General features: G+C 49.5%; 13 protein-coding genes and 1 pseudogene. All 14 read left to right on the forward strand.

Going from position 1 to position 19,721, the window contains the following annotated elements:
- The first annotated feature begins 142 nt into the window (after positions 1-142).
- Positions 143-673, forward strand: a complete 531-nt coding sequence (locus tag I2D94_RS10540) for a hypothetical protein (protein ID WP_195396828.1) — start codon at positions 143-145, stop codon at positions 671-673.
- On the forward strand, positions 663-5,969 hold the full coding sequence (locus I2D94_RS10545; protein ID WP_195396830.1) for an InlB B-repeat-containing protein: 5,307 nt from the start codon (positions 663-665) through the stop codon (positions 5,967-5,969). The genes I2D94_RS10540 and I2D94_RS10545 overlap by 11 nt, the downstream gene beginning before the upstream one ends.
- A gap of 304 nt (positions 5,970-6,273) precedes the next feature.
- Positions 6,274-7,419 (forward strand): anaerobic ribonucleoside-triphosphate reductase activating protein, encoded by a 1,146-nt coding sequence (locus tag I2D94_RS10550; RefSeq protein ID WP_072686071.1) that lies wholly within the window; start codon positions 6,274-6,276, stop codon positions 7,417-7,419.
- 21 nt (positions 7,420-7,440) lie between these two features.
- Positions 7,441-9,828 carry a ribonucleoside triphosphate reductase gene (locus tag I2D94_RS10555; RefSeq protein ID WP_072686073.1) on the forward strand — a complete coding sequence of 796 codons (2,388 nt, stop codon included), beginning with the start codon at positions 7,441-7,443 and terminating at the stop codon, positions 9,826-9,828.
- A gap of 150 nt (positions 9,829-9,978) precedes the next feature.
- Complete coding sequence (gene deoC / locus I2D94_RS10560; protein WP_072686075.1) at positions 9,979-10,686, forward strand: deoxyribose-phosphate aldolase; 708 nt, start codon at positions 9,979-9,981, stop codon at positions 10,684-10,686.
- A complete protein-coding gene (gene nagA, locus I2D94_RS10565; protein ID WP_072686077.1) occupies positions 10,683-11,849 on the forward strand; it encodes an N-acetylglucosamine-6-phosphate deacetylase in 1,167 nt (388 codons plus the stop codon). Before deoC ends, nagA begins: the two co-directional genes overlap by 4 nt.
- Positions 11,850-11,983: 134 nt before the next feature.
- Positions 11,984-12,526, forward strand: a complete 543-nt coding sequence (locus tag I2D94_RS10570) for a DUF3783 domain-containing protein (RefSeq protein WP_072686079.1) — start codon at positions 11,984-11,986, stop codon at positions 12,524-12,526.
- 96 nt (positions 12,527-12,622) lie between these two features.
- Positions 12,623-13,798: a MalY/PatB family protein gene (locus I2D94_RS10575; protein ID WP_195396832.1), complete on the forward strand. Its 1,176-nt coding sequence runs from the start codon at positions 12,623-12,625 to the stop codon at positions 13,796-13,798.
- A 452-nt stretch (positions 13,799-14,250) separates the two neighbouring features.
- Entirely contained in the window at positions 14,251-14,823 is a 573-nt protein-coding gene (locus tag I2D94_RS10580; protein ID WP_072686083.1) for an HD-GYP domain-containing protein, read from the forward strand.
- 98 nt (positions 14,824-14,921) lie between these two features.
- Entirely contained in the window at positions 14,922-16,877 is a 1,956-nt protein-coding gene (locus tag I2D94_RS10585) for a S9 family peptidase (protein ID WP_195396834.1), read from the forward strand.
- Positions 16,878-17,029: 152 nt separating this feature from the next.
- Positions 17,030-17,293 (forward strand): helix-turn-helix transcriptional regulator, encoded by a 264-nt coding sequence (locus tag I2D94_RS10590; protein ID WP_072686087.1) that lies wholly within the window; start codon positions 17,030-17,032, stop codon positions 17,291-17,293.
- A gap of 236 nt (positions 17,294-17,529) precedes the next feature.
- The gene (locus I2D94_RS10595; protein WP_072686089.1) at positions 17,530-18,237 is read left to right on the forward strand and encodes a hypothetical protein; all 708 of its coding nucleotides are present in this window, start codon (positions 17,530-17,532) and stop codon (positions 18,235-18,237) included.
- 79 nt (positions 18,238-18,316) lie between these two features.
- Positions 18,317-19,063 (forward strand): 4Fe-4S binding protein, encoded by a 747-nt coding sequence (locus tag I2D94_RS10600; protein WP_195396836.1) that lies wholly within the window; start codon positions 18,317-18,319, stop codon positions 19,061-19,063.
- A 338-nt stretch (positions 19,064-19,401) separates the two neighbouring features.
- Positions 19,402-19,721: pseudogene (locus I2D94_RS10605) on the forward strand (3-deoxy-7-phosphoheptulonate synthase); the annotation flags it as partial.

The following is a 19,721-nucleotide window of genomic DNA, read 5'->3' on the forward strand; positions in this document are numbered from 1 at the left end:
TCGCAAGCGTGAATAACTGATTATCCACTAAAGGAGAAATTAAACTGTTTTATTTTTTCAATCTTTCTCCCTGTAAAACCAGATATCTAACCAATTTATAACCGCCTGCTGATAGAATGAAAATGTCTTGGAGGTGTAGCGTATGCGGAAAAAGTTAGTTCTTGGGTTAATGGCAGCGATGTTGGTAATGAGTCCGATACGAATTTTAGCGGATTCTGCGACACCGGAGCCGGAAACTGAACAAATTGACGATGAAGAAACACCGCGGGCTGCCCGCAGAAATCAGGACTCTGCGCTCCTCTTTGCTTTCCTTGGCGCCGGCATCGTTGTGATTGCCGCAACCTGGAAAACAAAAAATCAGAATCTGAGTTTATTTGTCAATCAAGTGGATTCCAATGGAGACGGCAGTTATACAGTCACCTGGGGTTATAAGAATCCCAAGCATTCCAAGATCAAATACGACAAGGATGAAGCCGGTTTGAAAATAAAACGAGGCACTGCGATCGTCCTGAAAAAAGCAGAGCCGACAGAATTTGAACCAGGTATCCACAAAGACGCTATCATTACGGTCATTAACGACGAAACTGAAATCGAATGGATTGCGGGAAATCAGAAGGTCGGCGTTAATGGAAGAATGATCAAAATAGAAGGGAGGAACGAGAATGAAGATTAAAAACAGGTTTGACAGAGTATTAAAGATGTTGACCGTCTTCGCGATGACGATGTCCTGCTTTGTGGACATGCCGATTCGGGTTGTAGCGGAAAGCTTTGACGTCGATTCTGTAATCAGCATTGAATCACACAACAACGAGACCGATGTGAATGATAGCGAAGCGAGCTTAGCTGTAAGCGTTACTGTCAATGGTCAGACAGCAACAGCGCAAAAATCAGTCGCATCGGGTACTCTGACCGTAAGGGCCAACGATGGTTTTGAAATTGATTCAATGATTTTGGACGGCGTGGAATTCAGTGAATCCACAGACGTTCAATCGGGGGAACATTCTCTTAACATCACGGCTCACACAACAACTTCTCAGATTGATAAATCTAAAGAAAACCAACAGCCGGATCCGACGGTGGAACCAACACCGACGATTACTCCTGATCCAACACCAGAGGCGAGTGAGGAGCCAAAGACCACGGAAACTCCAGTGGTTACGGAAACACCGAAGGTAACGGAAGGACCAACGGAATTTATTCCTCCAACAAGTAACGCCATTATTCAAAATATTGAAGGTGATGATGTATATCTTCTCACTATATACTATGTTTATGGGGAAGATGCAGCTCCAGAAATTGCGAACACGGCAGCGCAAGCAACGTATTATGCAGATGTAATTGCTGGAAATGAATACAAAGTTACTTCTAAAGAAATTCAAGGATATGAGGCAAGTCAAAGCCTTGTAAGTGGAATAATGCCGTCGGAAGATCTGACGATTACCGTTACGTATCATCCTACTGAGACTGCGTATACTGTTAATCATAAATTCATACAACTTGATGGTTCATTTATTACGGAGTCAGAAACTTTGTATGGCAAATTTGGAACAGAAACTCAGGCAGTTGCCCGGCAAGTCAATGGCTTTGAAGCTGGTGTAATCGAAAACACTCTAATTTCGGCGAACACAGTTGTTGAAATTGAGTATACACGAATCAATTATACAGTGCGATTTGACTCTGATGGAGGTAACTATATCAGCGCTGTGGAAGCACCTTTCGAAACAGTAGTTGATTTATCAACGAAAGTACCGACGAAAGCAGGCTACGATTTTGCTGGATGGTATAATGGAGATTCTAAAGTTGAAGGATCTGTTAGTTTGACGGAAAATATAACTTTAACTGCTCATTGGACATTAAAAGCAAATCAGAAAGCTGATTATCAAGTTATTTTCTGGGTTGAAAAGGCAGATTCTGAGGATTATGATTTTCTGTATAGTCAAACAGTATACAATGCTCGGGTCGGCAGTGAAATTAAGAATTATCCAACCTTTGATAGTTCAAAATTATCAGCAATAGGTATGAATCCGGCCGGATTTAAAACACCGGTTATGGAAACTGGCAAAACAGTTGCACTAGATGGCAGTACAGTTTTAAATGTTCGTATTAATAGAAAAGTTTTTAGCTTATCATTTTATAATGGCCGGCAATTAGAAAAAACTATAACTAAAAAATACGGAGCGAATATTACTGCACAGTGGCCTTCGGGAAATTTATGGCGAGAAGATTCCCAGTATTGGACAGGAATGCAGCAAATGCCAGCTGAAGATAAAACTCTATATAAGGTAAATTCATCTGGAAAAACATATAGTCTTCATTATATGGTGGAAAGTTTAAAAGACAGTTCAACTTATGATGAACACCATGTTGACAGCTATGAATATAGGACGTCAATGAGCTTATCAAATGAGGATTGTTATCCGATAGAGGGTTATAAATTCGTAAAATCAAATCCGAAGGCAGGTCAAACTATTAGAGATAAAGCATATATTTATTATAGCCGAAATTCTTATACATTAAGTTATGATGCTAACGGTGGTAAAAATACCCCTATTTCCAAATCGATAAAATACGAAGAAGTTTTACCTGAGACAGAGACGATCCCTACAAAAGAAGGATATGAGTTTACAGGTTGGTATTACGATCCAGGAGCACAAGAAAAAGTTAATTTTGGTAAAGATAAAATGCCAGCTCATAATACAGTATTGTATGCAGGGTGGGCAGTTAAAACTTATGAAGTTAAATTTGATTTGAATTATGACGGTGGCATAGATTTCATTGTAAATGCAAATTATAATTCCCCAGTCAAAATTCCGGATGCTCCTGAACGCGATGGATACACTTTCTTGGGATGGTCGATTAATTCTGAGACTTTAGTTAAGTATGATTTTGGGACTCCGATTAAGGACAATATCACGCTTTATGCTCATTGGCAGGCTAAGAATTATACCTCTTATAATATTCGTTATTTGTTAGAAGGTACTGATACGGAACTTGCTGATTCGATAAAAGTTGATAATCAAAGAGTAGGTAAAACAATTACTGTTTTTGCAAAGAGTATTGAAAATTATATTCCTTTATTGTCAAGTCAAAGCTTAACTTTAAAACAGACAGATAATGAAATTATATTCTATTACTCTCAGGCAAAAGAAAGAGGATATACGATCATTGCGATGGATGTAAGTGATCCTGAAAAACCAGTTGAGTTAATTCGTAACGGAGATAACAAAACAGATCGTGCTGCAGTAGTAATTGATGCTCCTTCAATTAATGATTATATTCTTGCTGATGGAGAGACTGCTCGAAAAACATTAGTTGTTTCTAATAACGAAACAGAAAATGTTGTTACATTTAATTATGTAAAACGCAATGTTGGTTATACTGTGAATTATTACAAAGATTCGACAGATGAATCAAATTTACTCAAATCTGAAACAGGAACTGGGAGAATAGGAACAACCATTCCTTATGAAAACGGCAAGTATTTACCTAAAGGATATGTTGCTCCAGGAACTGTAACAGGACCGGAAAAGATAACTAATATTGCCGCAAATAATGTCATTAATATCGTTTATGCAGAAGCTGCAAAAATAACGATCAACTACGCAGCAACAACAGGCGGAAGCGTGGATCGTTCAAGTGAAAGCTTAGCACCGGCAACGGGCGAAGCTCAGGGCTCGACGGCAACAGCAAGCGCAGGATACCATTTCGTGAATTGGACGAATGCGGAAGGCACAGAAGTCAGCACAGACGCTCACTTTACACCAGAAAAAGTTGATGGATTGAATGTAGCGGCAACGTACACTGCAAACTTTGCGGAAGATGCGAACGTAACGATCAACTACGCAGCAACAACAGGTGGAAGCGTGGATCGTTCAAGTGAAAGCTTAGCACCGGCAACGGGCGAAGCTCAGGGCTCGACGGCAACAGCAAGCGCAGGATACCATTTCGTGAATTGGACGAATGCGGAAGGCACAGAAGTCAGCACAGACGCTCATTTTACACCAGAAAAAGTTGATGGATTGAATGTGGCGGCAACGTACACTGCAAACTTTGCGGAAGATGCGAACGTAACGATCAACTACGCAGCAACAACAGGCGGAAGCGTGGATCGTTCAAGTGAAAGCTTAGCACCGGCAACGGGCGAAGCTCAGGGCTCGACGGCAACAGCAAGCGCAGGATACCATTTCGTGAATTGGACGAATGCGGAAGGCACAGAAGTCAGCACAGACGCTCACTTTACACCAGAAAAAGTTGATGGATTGAATGTAGCGGCAACGTACACTGCAAACTTTGCTGTCAACTCCTATAACTACAAAGTTTCCCATGTCTACCGTGATGCTGATAACAATGTTGTTGAAGAACTGACAACGACGGCAGCTGACGAGAAACGTGATTACCTGTCTGCTATTTCTGAATCTCCAAGAGGTCCAGAAAATGCAAATGGCAATTTCGTTCTGTCGAATATCGAAGTTGACAGTGTTGATGAATCGACATTGCAGGCAGATGAAGAAGGCAATATTACGGGAACCATGCCAGCTGAAAATCTGACAATCACGTTCTACTATGATGCAGATAATATCGGTGAGAAAGATCCTGAAGAAGGAGATGGAATCGCAGATAAATATCAAATCACGGTTACGTATGACGCTGTAAACGGCAAAGTTGTTGCTAATCAGGGGCCATTTGTATTGACGAAATACAATGCCAATCATGAATATGCAATGGATGGAGTCGCTTATCTGGCTGAAAATCAGATCGCAACAGTTGAACCTTATTCAGGTTATCATCTGGCAAGTTGGGCACCAGAAGAACCGACAACAGAAATCGCATTGAATAAAGATACGGAATTCGTAGCGACATTCGTCATTAATGAATACCAAGCGACAGTGAAGTACGTTGATGAAGATACAAAGGAAGAAATCGGGACAGCGAAGGAAGTCACAGCGAAGCATGGGGAAACGATCAATGGTGCGGATCATAAGATCAACATCGAAGATTACGTTTATACCTATGCGGAAAGCAAGGAAATCACGGAAGACGGAATGATTGTCAACGTTTATTACAGCGCAGATAAAAATCATGACGAGATTCCGGATAAGTATCAGATTCACGTATACTACAATGCGGTGAATGGTACGATCACTGCTAACCAGGGTCCGTTTACCTTGAATAAGGTCAACGAGAAAGGCGAATATGCGGTTGATGGCATCGCTCATCTGAGCGACGATCAAATTGCGAAGGCAAGTCCGAATAACGGATATCGGGGTGGTACTTGGAGTCCAATGGCTCCGACGACTGCACTGGATCTGACAGAGGACATTACTTTCACGATTACCTTTACAGCAAATCCAGTCGATCCGGATCCTGTTAACCCAGGCTGTCCGGCAGGAACGGAATGGAACGAAGAAGCCCAGGCTTGCTTAGCGCCAGTCGTTCCGCCAGCACCAGTTGTACCTCCGGGACCAGGTCCAAATAATCCTGAACCGGAAGAAGAAGTCATTGTTGAACCGACAACACCGGAAGGCGGCGGAGAAGTAACGCCAACACCGACGCCGGAAGTTGAAGAGATCGAAGAACCGGAACAGCCGCAGGTCAGCCACAAGGGTTCTTGGGCTCTGATCAACCTGATCGCCAGCTTGCTTGGCTTGTTAGCGGCGCTGTTCCTGATTTTCGCGAAGCACTCGAAAGAGGATGACGACGAGGATGATCAGAATCAGACCGCAGCGATGAATGAAGAAGAAGATCCGGAACAGCTGAAGCGCAAGAGAATCTACAAGTGGATCTCGGGCTTAACGGCTGTCATCTCAGTCATCGTCTTCGTTCTGACCGAAAACATGCGGCTGCCGATGGTCTTGGTAGATAAGTGGACGCTGTTGATGGTCGTCTTCTTCCTGATCAATGCCGTAACGCTGTACTTAGGCAGAAAATGGCATGAAGATGAGGATGACGAAGAACAAACACAGGCGTAATTATCACAAAGTTAACGGAAAGGTCGAGCATACGCTCGGCTTTTCTTTTGCTTTTCAAGCTTGGAATAACCATCATTAAAATGAAAACGCATGTCAGTCATCAATCCGGTTTATGGAAAACTGAAAATGATTTCAAGATTAGAAGGGGCTAACCTGTCAAAATCCGCCTGGTTAAAGGACTTAGCTCTTTTGAGTGAACTCAGTCGAAATCTGAATAAAAAATTCAGGAGAACAAGGCTTGATGGAGCAGGTTATACGTGCTATCATTTCAATAGTTGAGTTTCCAACTAATTGAGGTGAGGGGATGAAAAAGACAGGACGGCTGTTGACGGACTCGTCTATTTTGTATCGCTGTTCGCAAAAATACTACGATAAAGTGCTGGACGCCTATCAGCTGGGTTCCGGACAGCTTCCGTTTTTAATTTTCATTTATGAGAACGAAGGCATTACGATGAACGGTCTGGCGCAGCTGGGCTGTTATGACAAAGGAACCGTAACCAAAGGCGTTCAGCGGCTGGAAGAAGTCGGATATGTCACGATCGAGGTCAGTCCAACGGATAAACGCGTGCGCACGCTGCGAACGACGGCGAAAGCGAAAGAGATTATCGGTCAGATCTATTTGATTCGCCAACAGTGGTGGGATCAGATCACGCAGAATATGAGCGAGGATGAAGCGGCGCTGTTTGAAAAGCTGCAAAGTAAGGCGGTTGCCAACGCATTAGATTATCTGGCGGAAGAAGAACAGGAATCGCAGCGGGTGGGAATTTTCGGCATTCAGAAAATGACGCTGCTCGATTATCCCGGCAAGATCGCATGCACGCTGTTTACCGGTGGCTGTAATTTCCGCTGTCCGTTCTGCCAGAACTCTGATCTGGTGTTTCTGGCGGAGAATATGGCACAGATTCCCAGGGAAGAACTGTTCGACTTTTTAACCCGCCGTCAGGGAATTCTGGAAGGAATTTGTATCAGCGGCGGGGAACCGCTGCTGCAGCCGGGGATCGAAGCTTTCTTACGCCGGATTAAGGAATTGGGTTATCCGATCAAATTGGATACCAACGGCAGTTTCCCAGATCAGCTGGAGCATCTGATCGACGAGGGATTGATTGATTACGTGGCGATGGACCTGAAAAACTGCCGTGAACGCTACAGCGAAACGGTCGGTTTGACAAAGCTGGATCTTGCGGCTGTTGAAAAAAGTGTCGCGCTGTTAATGCAGGAGAAGATTCCGTATGAATTTCGAACGACAGTAGTCAAGGAGCTGCATACCGCTGAGGATATGCGGCGTCTGGGCGAGTGGATCAAGGGCGCCCGCAAGCTGGTTCTGCAGCAGTTTGTCGACAGCGAGCGGGTGATTCAGCCCGGCTTGCACGCCTGCACCAAAGAAGAAATGGAAGCGTTTCGGAAGATTCTGCTTTCGTGGGTACCGGACACCGAGCTCCGGGGGTTATAGAGGAAAGAAAGGTAGAGACGTATGTATAAAGTAGTTAAACGCGACGGCATGATTACGGAATTTGATATCAGCAAGATTTCACTGGCGATCACCAAAGCCTTTGAGGCTCAGCAGAAACAATACCATTCCAGCGTGATTGATATGCTGGCGCTGCGGGTAACCGCGGATTTTGAAAGCAAAATCAAAGACGATCTGATCCAGGTGGAAGATATTCAGGACAGCGTGGAATCAATTCTGATCCAATCCGGATATTCCGACGTCGCCAAGGCATACATTCTATACCGCAAACAGCGGGAAAAAATCCGCAATATGAAATCGACGATTCTCGATTATAAAGAACTGGTCGACAGCTACGTCAAAGCGACGGACTGGCGCGTGAAAGAAAATTCAACCGTGACTTATTCGGTCGGCGGTTTGATTCTGAACAACAGCGGTGCGATCACCGCCAACTACTGGCTTTCGGAGATCTATGACGAGGAAATCGCCAACGCACACCGCAGCGGCGATATCCATCTGCACGATCTTTCGATGCTGACGGGCTACTGCGCCGGCTGGTCGCTGAAGCAGCTGATTCTGGAAGGCTTAGGCGGCGTACCGGGCAAAATTACCTCCAAACCGGCGAAACATCTGGCTTCGCTGTGCAATCAGATGGTCAACTTCCTGGGCATCATGCAGAACGAATGGGCGGGCGCACAGGCGTTCTCCTCGTTTGATACGTATCTGGCGCCGTTTGTCAAGGTCGATCAGCTGAGCTATGACGAAGTCAAGAAATGCGTCGAGTCGTTTGTCTATGGCGTCAACACACCGAGCCGCTGGGGCACGCAGGCGCCGTTTTCCAACATCACTCTGGATTGGGTTGTGCCGGCGGATTTAGCGCAGCAGCCGGCGATTATCGGTGGTCAGCCGCAGGATTTCACCTATGGCGACTGCCAGAAAGAAATGGATCTGGTCAATAAGGCGTTTATTGAAGTTATGATCGAGGGCGACGCCAACGGCCGCGGCTTCCAGTATCCGATCCCGACGTATTCGATCACGAAAGATTTCGACTGGTCGGACACGGAAAATAATAAATTGTTGTTTGAGATGACCTCGAAGTATGGCACGCCGTATTTCTCCAATTACGTCAACAGCGACATGCAGCCCAGCGACGTCCGCAGCATGTGCTGCCGGCTGCGGCTGGATCTGCGCGAACTGCGGCGGAAGTCCGGCGGCTTTTTCGGCAGCGGCGAAAGCACCGGTTCGGTTGGCGTCGTGACGATCAACCTGCCGCGGATCGCTTACCTGGCCAAGGACAAAGATGATTTTTATGCCCGGCTGGATCGTTTAATGGATATTTCCGCGCGGTCGCTGAAGGTCAAGCGTCAGATCATCACCAAGCTGCTCAATGAAGGGCTTTATCCTTATACCAAGCGCTATCTTGGATCGTTTGATAACCATTTCTCAACGATCGGACTGATCGGCATGAACGAGGTCGGACTGAACGCGGCCTGGCTGCGCGCCGATCTGACGCATAAGGAAACGCAGGAATTCGCCAGGGAAGTGCTGAACCACATGCGCGAACGGTTAGTCGTGTACCAGGAAGAATACGGCGATCTGTATAACCTGGAAGCCACGCCGGCGGAATCGACGACCTATCGCCTGGCCAAGCATGACAAGCAGCTGTATCCCGACATCATCACCGCGACGGAGGACGGCAACACGCCGTATTACACCAACAGCTCGCATTTGCCAGTTGGTTATACCGAGGATATCTTTGAGGCGCTGGACGTTCAGGACGAGCTGCAGACGCTGTATACTTCCGGTACCGTCTTCCATGCTTTCTTAGGCGAAAAGCTGCCGGACTGGAAAGCCGCCGCTTCCCTCGTCCGCAAGATTTCCCAGAATTATAAACTGCCTTATTATACATTGTCTCCGACATATTCGATCTGCAAAGACCACGGTTATATCGCGGGAGAGCAGTATGTCTGCCCGATCTGCGGCCGTACAACTGAGGTTTACAGCCGGATCACGGGTTACTACCGGCCGGTTCAGAACTGGAATGCCGGCAAGACGCAGGAATACAAGGAACGTAAGGTCTATGATATCGGTCATTCCGTCCTGAAAGGCCGTCAGGCGCTGAAAGAAGCCCCGGTCCAGCCGGAAAGCCGCGAGGAAAAGAGTGTGCCGTCCTCTTCCGCGGAAGGCCGTGTCCTGTTGTTTACGACGAAGACCTGCCCGAATTGCAAGATGGCCGGCCGGCTGCTGGAGAAAGCCGGGATCGCCTATGAGCTGATCGACGCCCAGGAACAGGCGCAGCTCAGCGAACGCTTCTCGATTATGCAAGCGCCGACGCTGGTCGTCGTAGATCAGAATTCCAACTGCGTCTACAAGACGAATAACGTCCAGGAATATATCACGCGGCAGCGCTGAGGAACAATCCCATTTTCCAATGTCAGGAGGATGGGATTTTTTATTCTGAAAATTGAGTCAATCTATGAATAATACTGGCATTCATGAAAGCGCTTCGTTATAATGAAAGCAGACAGAACGGAGATTGAAAAGAAAGCGAGGAACAGGAAGATGGAAGAAAAGTTGGAAGCGCAGCTGCGCGAATTGGCCGGGATGATCGACCATACGATACTCAAGCCGGACGCGACAAAACAGAAAGTGCTGGAGGTTTGCCAGGAGTGCCGGGATTATCATTTCAAGATGATCGCGATCAACTCCTGTCAGGTGACGTTGTGCCACCATGCCTTAAAGGGCAGCGGCGTGCATGTCGGAGCGGCGATCAGCTTTCCGCTGGGCCAAACTGAACTGAACGTCAAGCTGCTGGAAACGGAGCATGCCATCCGCCAGGGCGCAGACGAGATCGATTATGTCGTCAACCTGACGGAGCTGAAAAGCGGCAACTGGGATCTTGTGCGCAAGGAGATGGATCGGATCACGCGGCTGTGTCACCAATATGGCAAGATCTGCAAGGTCATCTTTGAAACATGTTATCTGAGCGAGGAAGAAATCATTCGCCTGGCGCAGATTGCGCGCGAGGTGAAGCCGGACTTCATCAAGACCTCGACGGGTTTCGGTCCGGCTGGAGCGACAGCCAAGGACGTGTTTATCATGAAGCATGAAGCGGGCGAGGACGTCCAGGTCAAGGCGGCCGGGGGCATCCGTTCCTTAGCGGCGCTGCTGGAAATGAAGAAGGCGGGAGCGACACGTTTCGGCACCTCCTCGTCGATCAAGATCATGGAAGAAGCCCGGAAGCTGCTGGAAGAAGGCGGTACGCTGTGAAAACGCTGATCCATAACGCGCATGTGATCGCCGACGGGTTTCGCGAGATTCCCTGCGGCGCGGTGCTGGTCGAGGAGGGAAAGATCGCCGCGTTGATGCCGGAAGCGGATTGGTCTGCGCAGGCGGAGAACGCGGACGAGGTCATCGACGCGGAAGGGTTGATGCTGACGCCGGGCTTGATCGACATTCACATCCACGGGGCGGCCGGGGAAGATCTGATCAGCGGGAAGGCTGAGGCGGCGGAAGCGGTGAGCCGCAACGTCGCGATGGACGGCTGTACGGCGTTCATGGCTTCGCTGACGGTCGTTTCGCATGAACGATTGTTGGAAATTCTGCGCGGCCTGGCATCGGTGGCGGACTTGCCGGGGGCCGCGATGCTGGGCATTCATTCGGAAGGCCCGTATTTAAGCCCGGATTATAAGGCGCTGATGGATGAACGCTACCTGCGCGATCCGTCGTTAAAGGAACTGCGGGACATGGTTGAAGCGGCGCAGGGACGCTTGAAAGTGATGACCGTCGCGCCAGAGCGGGCGGGCATGGATGGCTTTATTCAGGCCGCGGTGCAGGCGGGAATCACGGTGATGGTCGGCCATACCAACGCGACCAGCGCCGACGTTCACCGCGCCAGTCTCGCCGGGGCTGCCGGCTTCACCCATTTATACAACGCGATGAGCCAGCATCTGCACCGCGATCCCGGCACGGTCACGGGCGCGTTTTTAGAGGAAGGCATGAAGGCGGAGCTGATCGCGGACGGCTTCCATGTCGATCCCGAGGTTGTCCGGATGACGTGGAAACATTTCGGTTCACAGCGGCTGGTGCTGATCACCGACGCGATGCTGGGCAAAGGGATGCCGGACGGCGACTTCGAATTCAGCGGGCTGCATTGCCGCAAGCACGGCCAGCATGTTCAGGTAGTGGAAACCGGCCGGCGCGCGGGATCGGCGATCGGCATGAACGACGCGGTGCGGATGATGGGTGAGATGTGCGGCTGCACGCCGTGCGAGCTGGTTCAGATGGCCTGCGTCAACCCGGCTTCCTTAGCCCAGGTCGGAAATCGTAAAGGCCGTCTGGCAGCCGGTATGGACGCCGATCTGGCGCTGTTTGACAAGCAGTGGCAATGTCGGGGAACCCTGGTGGAAGGGCGTTGGGTTTACCGCCCTTGATCACAGCGGAACAGTCTGGCGAACTCCGTGTCCAAAGAAAGTGCTTCCCTTGGTAAAAAATTAAAATTTCGGGTTTAAGATTGGATATTCTTTCCAGCTTCGGGTATAATACAAACCACTGGAGGCATAAAACTATGAAAAAAGCGATTTATTGTTATAACATCGACGACGTCGATCAGCATATTTTAGAGACGATTACAGCCCCGATGAACATTGAGCTGGGCTTGTTGGACGACGGCATGCTGAAGCTGACGGTCGAGGAAATCCTGCAGCGGCAGCCTGCCAGCAATCAGGACTGCACGCGGTTCGATATTTCGTTTATGCTGATGGATGAGCTGAGCGATGAAGAGATGAAGCAGATTTTAAGCGCGGGCGAACAGGCGCACTGGCACTTTGATCCGATCAAAATGTTCGTGACCGAGCACAATCGTTCGTGGACGCTGGAAACGCTGTTTGGCGAAGTGATGAAGGAACATCACCTGTTTGCCAAAGCCGAGCAGGTCGCCGCGATTCTGCGCCGTGCGGATCAGCTGGATTTGAAAAGCTGGCCGTCTGAGCAGGCGGAACGCCTGAACATCGCGCTGATGAAAGGCTATATGTTGTTAAAGAGCGGCCGGTTTGACGAGGCGCAGCTCGATCAGACGCTGAGCGAACTGACGCAGGCGATGGGGGAGTGAATTTCATTCTCCCTTTTAATTTGACTTAAAAACTCGCAGGCAAGCTACCAATCTTGAATAAATTATGCTAAACTGGGAGAGCAGAGGTGAATAAATATGAAATATAATTTTGATCAAGTGACCGACCGCAGCCATACCGACGCCACGAAATGGTTTGTTGTACAGGAAACGCTGGATATCCCGGATGTGACGCCGCTGTGGATCGCAGATATGGATTTCGCGGTTTCCGATCCAATTCAGGCCGCGCTGAAAAAGCGCATGGAATGTCCGGCTTACGGCTACACGGAACGTGGTCCAATTTACGCGCAGGTCATGGCCGACTGGTTCAACCGCCGCTATCAATACGGCGCGGATCCGGAAATGATGATGATGTCGACCGGCGTCATGTACTCAGTGTCCGCCGCGATCCGGCTGTTCAGCCAGGAAGGCGATAAGATCCTGATTCCGACTCCGGCGTATGAGCCGTTTGTCGACAAGACGCTGTCCAACCGCCGCGTGCCGACGCTGTGTCCGATGCACGAAGAGGATGGGTATTATACGCTGGACTTTGAGGACATGGAGAAGAAAATTGACGAGCAGACGAAGATTTTCATTCTGTGCAATCCGCAGAATCCGACCGGCCGCGTCTATACGAAGAGGGAACTGGAACAGATCGCCGCGTTCTGCGAGAAGCACCAGCTGAAGATCATCGCCGATGAAATCCATGCCGATTTCATCTTTGACGGTCAATTTACGCCGATCATCAATATCAACGACTACACCCGTCAGAACACGATCGCCTGTGTCTCCTGCACGAAGTCGTTCAATCTGGCCGGCTTGAAAATTTCCGGCGTGATCATCAAAAATCCGGAGCTGTTCAAAGCGTTTAAGGCCGAGGCGGTCAACGTCGGCATCGCGAGCATCAACATCTTCGCACTGGAAGCGATGAAAGCGGCGTATCAGTATTCCGAAGACTGGATGGATCAGCTGCTGGAATACATCAAGGCCAACCGGGATTACGCTGATGACTTTTTCCGCACACGGCTGCCGATGATCAAGACGCGCAAACCGGAAGGAACGTATTTCTTCTGGCTCGACATGCGAAATTGCGGCATTGCGTGGGACAAGCTGAACCAGACCTGCATCGAGGAAGGGCATGTCTATCTGTCCGAAGGCAAATTCTTCGGCGAAGACTATCTGGGCTTTGAGCGGCTGAACCTGGCCAGTCCGCGCGCCCAGCTGCAGACGGGTTTGGAAAAGTTGGAAAAAATGGTGCTGGCGCATCAGAAATAACAACCTTACAACGAAAGCGGTGAACGCCGCTTTTTTTTGTTTCTTTCATATAAAGCGTGTCTGCGGGCACTGTATGGAATAAACAATAAAGAGCACTGTGCGGCGCGATGCCAAAGCAGGGGCTGAGCTGGTGATGGCGAAAAAGGCAGGCGCTGCGGTGGATTTGCGATCCGAAGGTTTCCACGCACTTTTTTCCTTTTCAATCAGGAAAAACATTGCCTCGAAAAGCAAAAGCGTTATGATAAAATGGAATTGTCATCCAAAGGATATGCAGTCAGAGTCTCCTCCCTTTCTCTGAGGGCATATCTTTTTTTGCGTCTGTTTCCATCGTGCTTGGCGGAATGGGAGAGTTTTTCAGCCCCTGTCAAAAATGTGTTGGTTCGGTTCATCTGCGCTTGTTTAAATAGCGTGTTTTTCGCCCATACTGCTAAAAAAGAAGGGCGGGATCACACATGAAAAATAAACTGACGCCGCGGCAGGCCGCCATGGAAGCGTATTTGTCGGCGCTGCGTTTGCGGGATTTGGAGACCTGCCGCCACAGTCTGCGCGTCAGCCGGCTGGCTTACGAAATGGCGCAGGAACTGGCGTGGTCCGAGGATCGCTGCCGCAAGCTGAAAGAAGGAGCGCTGCTGCACGACTTGGGCAAGCTGGCAACGCCCGACGCCGTGCTGTTAAAACCAGATCGTTTAGACCAGGGGGAATGGCGGCAGATGCAAAAACATCCCGCTGAAGGCGCGCGTCTGATCAGCGTAACGCTGCTGAACGATCTGACGCCGATCATCCTGCAGCATCATGAACGTTGGGACGGCGGGGGATATCCTTATGGATTAAAAGCTTCTGAGATCTGTGAGGAAGCCCGCGTGCTGGCGCTGGCCGACGCGTATGACGCGATGATTTGCCGCCGCCGCTATCATGACCCGCTGCCGCAGCGGGAGGTTCTGCGCCGGATTGAAGAGGGCCGGGGAACGCAATTTGATCCGGAGCTGACCGATTCCTTTTTGTCGCTGCATCGGCTTCTGCGCTGATCTTTTGAAAAGTAAATGAATAAAAATGAAAGTCGGCTGATTCAGTTTGACATCGCTTTCATCCCATTGTAAACTGAGGATCAGAAGGAGAATATCGAATGGAAAAATTTGAACTGAACGACTTTAGAAAACTTCGCGAGTTGAGCGACGTAACTTTCTCCCCCGACGGCCGGCACATTGCCGTCGTCGTCAAAGCCTGCAACGAGCAGGACGGGTATGATTTTACGATCTGGGCGCGCCCTGAGGATGGGGAATTCCGCCAGCTGACCAGCTTCGGCAAGGAAAGCAGCTATCTGTGGGACGATGCGAAAACAATGATGTTTTTATCGCTGCGCGATCCGGCGGATCAAAAGCGCGCTGAGGCCGGCGAGGAATTGACCGGCGTTTACCGCCTGAGCCTGGAGGGCGGCGAGGCGATCAAGGCGTTTACGCTGCCGATACAGGCGGGAAAGCTGGAAAAGCTGAAGAATGGCCTGTATCTGGTCACGGCCCGCTGCGATGCGAACGTGCCGGATTATTATAAGATGAACGCCGAGGAGCGCAAGCAGGTTGCCGAGGATAAGAAAAAGAACGCCGAGTTTCACGTATTGGATGAAACTCCGTTCTGGTCTAACGGCACGCCGGGCTTTACGAGCAAAATGCGCACGCGCTTATTTGTTTACGACGAGAAAAAAGCCGAGCTGACCCCATGCAGCGAACCGCTGTTTCAGGTCGAAGCCAGCGCTGTCGTGGGCCGGAAGATCTATTATTCCGGCTGCGCGTACACATTGCGCACCAAGCTGCAGAAGGACGTCTGGTGTTACGATCTGGATACCGGTGAAAACCGGCAGGTCTACGTCAACGAAGGCTTCGGCAACCGCAGTCAGAACGTTGCGACCGACGGCACAAGGGTGCTGTTCTGCGCTGCCAAGGGCGAAACCTGGGGACAAAACGAGCATCCGAATTTCTACGAACTCGATCCGGCATCAGGAACGCTGACGCTGTTGGCGGAAGCGGATCTGTCCTACTATCTTGCCAAACCCAAAGAAGGCGCGCTGTGGATCAACGGCAGCGACCGGATTTCGAATAATCTGTTCTGCTTCGGCGGGGACAATGAGTTGAAAAAGATGTCCGACTGGAGCGGCGATATCGGCAGCTTCGATATCTTTGGCGATCAGGCTGTCATCGCCGGCAAGCAGGGAACCGATTTTGACGAGGTCTGGACGATTGATCTGAAAACGCAGAAAGCCTGCTGCCTCAGCGACTTCAACCGTTCATTCTTACAGACCAGACAGGTCAGCAAATGCGAACCGCTGACGATTGCCAGTCACGATTGGGACGTCGACGGTTGGGTCATGAAGCCGGCCGACTTTGATCCGGAAAAGACCTATCCGGCGATTCTGACGATCCATGGCGGGCCGAAGGGCGCCTATCACGGCACGTTTGGGGTCGATATGCAGACCTGGGCTTCCGCCGGTTACTTCGTCTTCTTCTGCAATCCGATCGGCTCTGACGGCCGCGGCAACAAGTTTGCGGAAATCCGGGAAAAACACGGCACCGTCGATTATGAAGACATCATGAACTTCACTGACGAAGTGCTCAAGCGCTATCCGCAAATCGACCCGCAGCGGATGGGCGTCACCGGCATTTCCTATGGCGGCTACATGACCAACTGGATCATCGGCCATACCGACCGGTTTAAGGCGGCCTCCAGCCAGTGCTCGGTTGTCAACTGGGTTTCGATGTACGGCGTGTCCGACATCAGTATGGAATTCGTTCCGGATCAGATGGGCGGCTCGATCTTTGAGAAAACGCAGACGTATTGGGACCGCTCGCCGCTGAAATACGCGTGCAACGCGGTGACGCCGACGCTGTTTATCCAGCCGCTGGCGGATTTCCGCTGCCATCTTTCCGACGGCCTGCAGATGATCACGGCACTGATGGACAAGGGTGTGGAGACCCGTGTCGTCTGCTTTGACGGCGATCATCATGGACTGAATCATTTCGGCAAGCCGTCGCACCGCGAACGCTCCTATTCTGAAACGCTCAACTGGATGGACAGCCATCTGAAATAAGCAGCACACCGGCCGCACACGTCAAACTGTGCGGCTTTTTCGCGTCAGAAATAAAAATTTTGAACTTTTTTAACCTTTTTGGCAGGCATTTTGGAATTTTCCGCAATATTAATAATGGAGATATGAATTCCAAAGAAAGGTAGGGATTAAACATGCACGAAAAAAACACGGTGGAAAAGGATTGGACGATCAAGCTGCTCAAGGAGGTCATGCGTCAGACCGGCATGGATGAAGACGAGCTGTGCCGCAAAGCCCGGCAATCACCCGGCTGGATGGGCCGGCTGAAACGGAAGGAGGAGGAAGCGACGCTGCAGGATTGTTTCGCTCTGGCGAGCGCTCTGGACCTGTCTTTACATGAATTTTTTATCCGATTTGATGAAGATGAACGGAATAAAACTTGTCAAATGATGAAATAGTATTTATTTCCGCAAGCTTAAAGGATTAAAAAACGATCGAAACTTCCAGAAAAAGAATACGAGGTTTGAAAAACGACTTTTTAATCTGATCTGACAGGCTGAAAAAGTGACGGCTGTCACTTTTTTAGTCTTTTCTCGCTGTAAAAACAAAACAATTACCGTAATTTGTTATTTTCATTCTCAGGGGTTGCTGATATAATTTATCTGGCGTTAATTATAATTAAAGGAGTAATGGAATGGGAGCTAAAATCACAGATTACAAATCGCTGATTGAGAACCTGAAAACCGAGGCGGCTCAGACCGGCGATTCTTATTTGGAATGCTCGGCGAAAGAACTAATGGGCAAGCTGAATGAAGGCAATGCGACGCTGATTACCTGCTGCAGCGCGATGCGCCAGTGCATGCTCAGCGGCGACGAAATGATCGTTGCGCCAACCGGCAAGAAGAACGTCAGCACCAAGATGAAGATTCGTTATTACCTGAATGATCTGGACAGCCGCGAAAGCGCGTATATTCCGAAAAAACGCGGCCGCAAAGCCGGATCCACATTGAAGAAAACTCCAGGTCTCAAGCGTAACCCGAAGACGGGCAAGCTGGAAGCAAAATTTAACAAGGCCTATATGACCCTGTCCCTGCAGAACTGGCTGGATAAGAAAAAGCTGACTTATAAAGAATTGGAAGATGCGTACCTCGTCGATACTCCGGAAGGAAAATGGCTGATCGAGGTCGATTATGAAAAGCGCGGCAAAAAGCAGACGTTTAATTCGAAAATGTACTCGCTGATCAAAAGGATGGATCCGGCGATCGCCAAATATTCGATCCTGATGGAGTCTAAGATTTCCTCCAAGCAGGAATGGAAACAGTTGAGCGATTATATGAAAAGCCGCCTGGGCATTTCGTTGATTTTTGTGAATCATCAGGGAAAAGTGAAAGAATATCGCTAACCATAACGACAATCCATCGACGGGGAAATCCATCTCCGTCTTTTTTATAAATCCGGCTGCGGATAAAGGAGGAAGTTCGATGCGTTTAGTCACAATGAAATTCAGCGCTTCTCAAACTACGGCAAGGGTCGTTGATCAGCTGTGCGCCGGGTTAAGACTGCCGCGGAAAGATCTGAATCTGAACGAGGGCGTCAGTCTGGGGCCGCAGGATTGCCTGATTGCGGCATTTCCGGTATTCAGCGGAAGGCTGCCGGCGTTTTTCCAAGCCTGGATGAATCAGATTCAGGGACGAAACACGCCTGCGGTTGCGGTCGTCGTTTACGGCAACCGAGCGTATGAGGACGCGCTATTGGAACTGAGCGATGCTCTGAGTGCCGCCGGGTTCACCGTGGTCGGCGCCGCTGCGGTCGTCGCACAGCATTCGATTTTTCCGACGGTCGCAAATGGCCGTCCGGATGCCGCTGATTTCGCTGGAATTGCCCACTTTGCCCGAGCTTTGCTTGAAAAGGGGCTGGATGCCGCGCACCCGATGATTTCCTCGATTCCCGGTCAGCGCCCTTACCGGAAAATTACGGCGCTGCCGCTGAAGCCCCAGACGAATTCTCGTTGTCTTCGCTGCGGTCGTTGCGCTGTGGTCTGTCCGGTTCAGGCCATTGACCCGGCCCAACCGCACATCACGGATAAGGCGCGCTGCGTGTCCTGTACAGCCTGCATCCATGTCTGTCCTGCCGGTGCACGTCAGTTTCCGCCGGTGCTCTATTACCCAGCGCAGCTTGTTTTCCGGCAGAAGATGAAACAACGTCGTCAGCCGGAGTGGTTCCTGTAAGCACGCTTTTAAATGGAGGATGTAGAACCTTGGGGATACGCTGAAGAGGCGGAACATCCGCTTACCGGTTTCCTGGAGATGGAAGAAAGGGAAACCTGAAAATGTAAAATTCTTGCAAAAAATAAATGAAAGTATTGCTTTCAATTTGAAAGTCATGTAAACTAAGAAGCAGGGAGTGATATTCCATGTTAAAAATCAAATTGAACCACTCTTATTATTATTATTGATAGACCAATGTAACCCAAGATTCCTTGGAATTTTCGCGTTATATTGGTTCAAGAAAACATCAAAGCGGATTTGATGTTTTTTATTTTTTAACGGAAAAGAGGAGAAAACGTATGATTTTAACCGTAAAAAAAGATTGTGATCGCAATGAACTGCAGCGGCTGATGAATCAGCTGGAGAAAAAGGGGCTGGAACTCAATTTCAGCGAAGGCGCCAACTATATCGTTCTGGGATTGGTCGGCGATACAACCGCGCTGGACGTCGACTGGCTGAAAAGCTTCACCTGCGTCAAGGAGGTAACCCGCGTTCAGGCTCCTTATAAAAAAGCCAACCGGCTGTTCCATCCGGAAGATTCCGTGATCGACGTCAGCGGCGTCAAGGTCGGCGGTCATGAAAAGATCGCCGTGATCGGCGGCCCCTGCTCAGTCGAGGG

It is taken from the genome of Holdemania sp. 1001302B_160321_E10 (assembly GCF_015552275.1).
In the GTDB taxonomy this organism is placed as follows: domain Bacteria; phylum Bacillota_I; class Bacilli_A; order Erysipelotrichales; family Erysipelotrichaceae; genus Holdemania.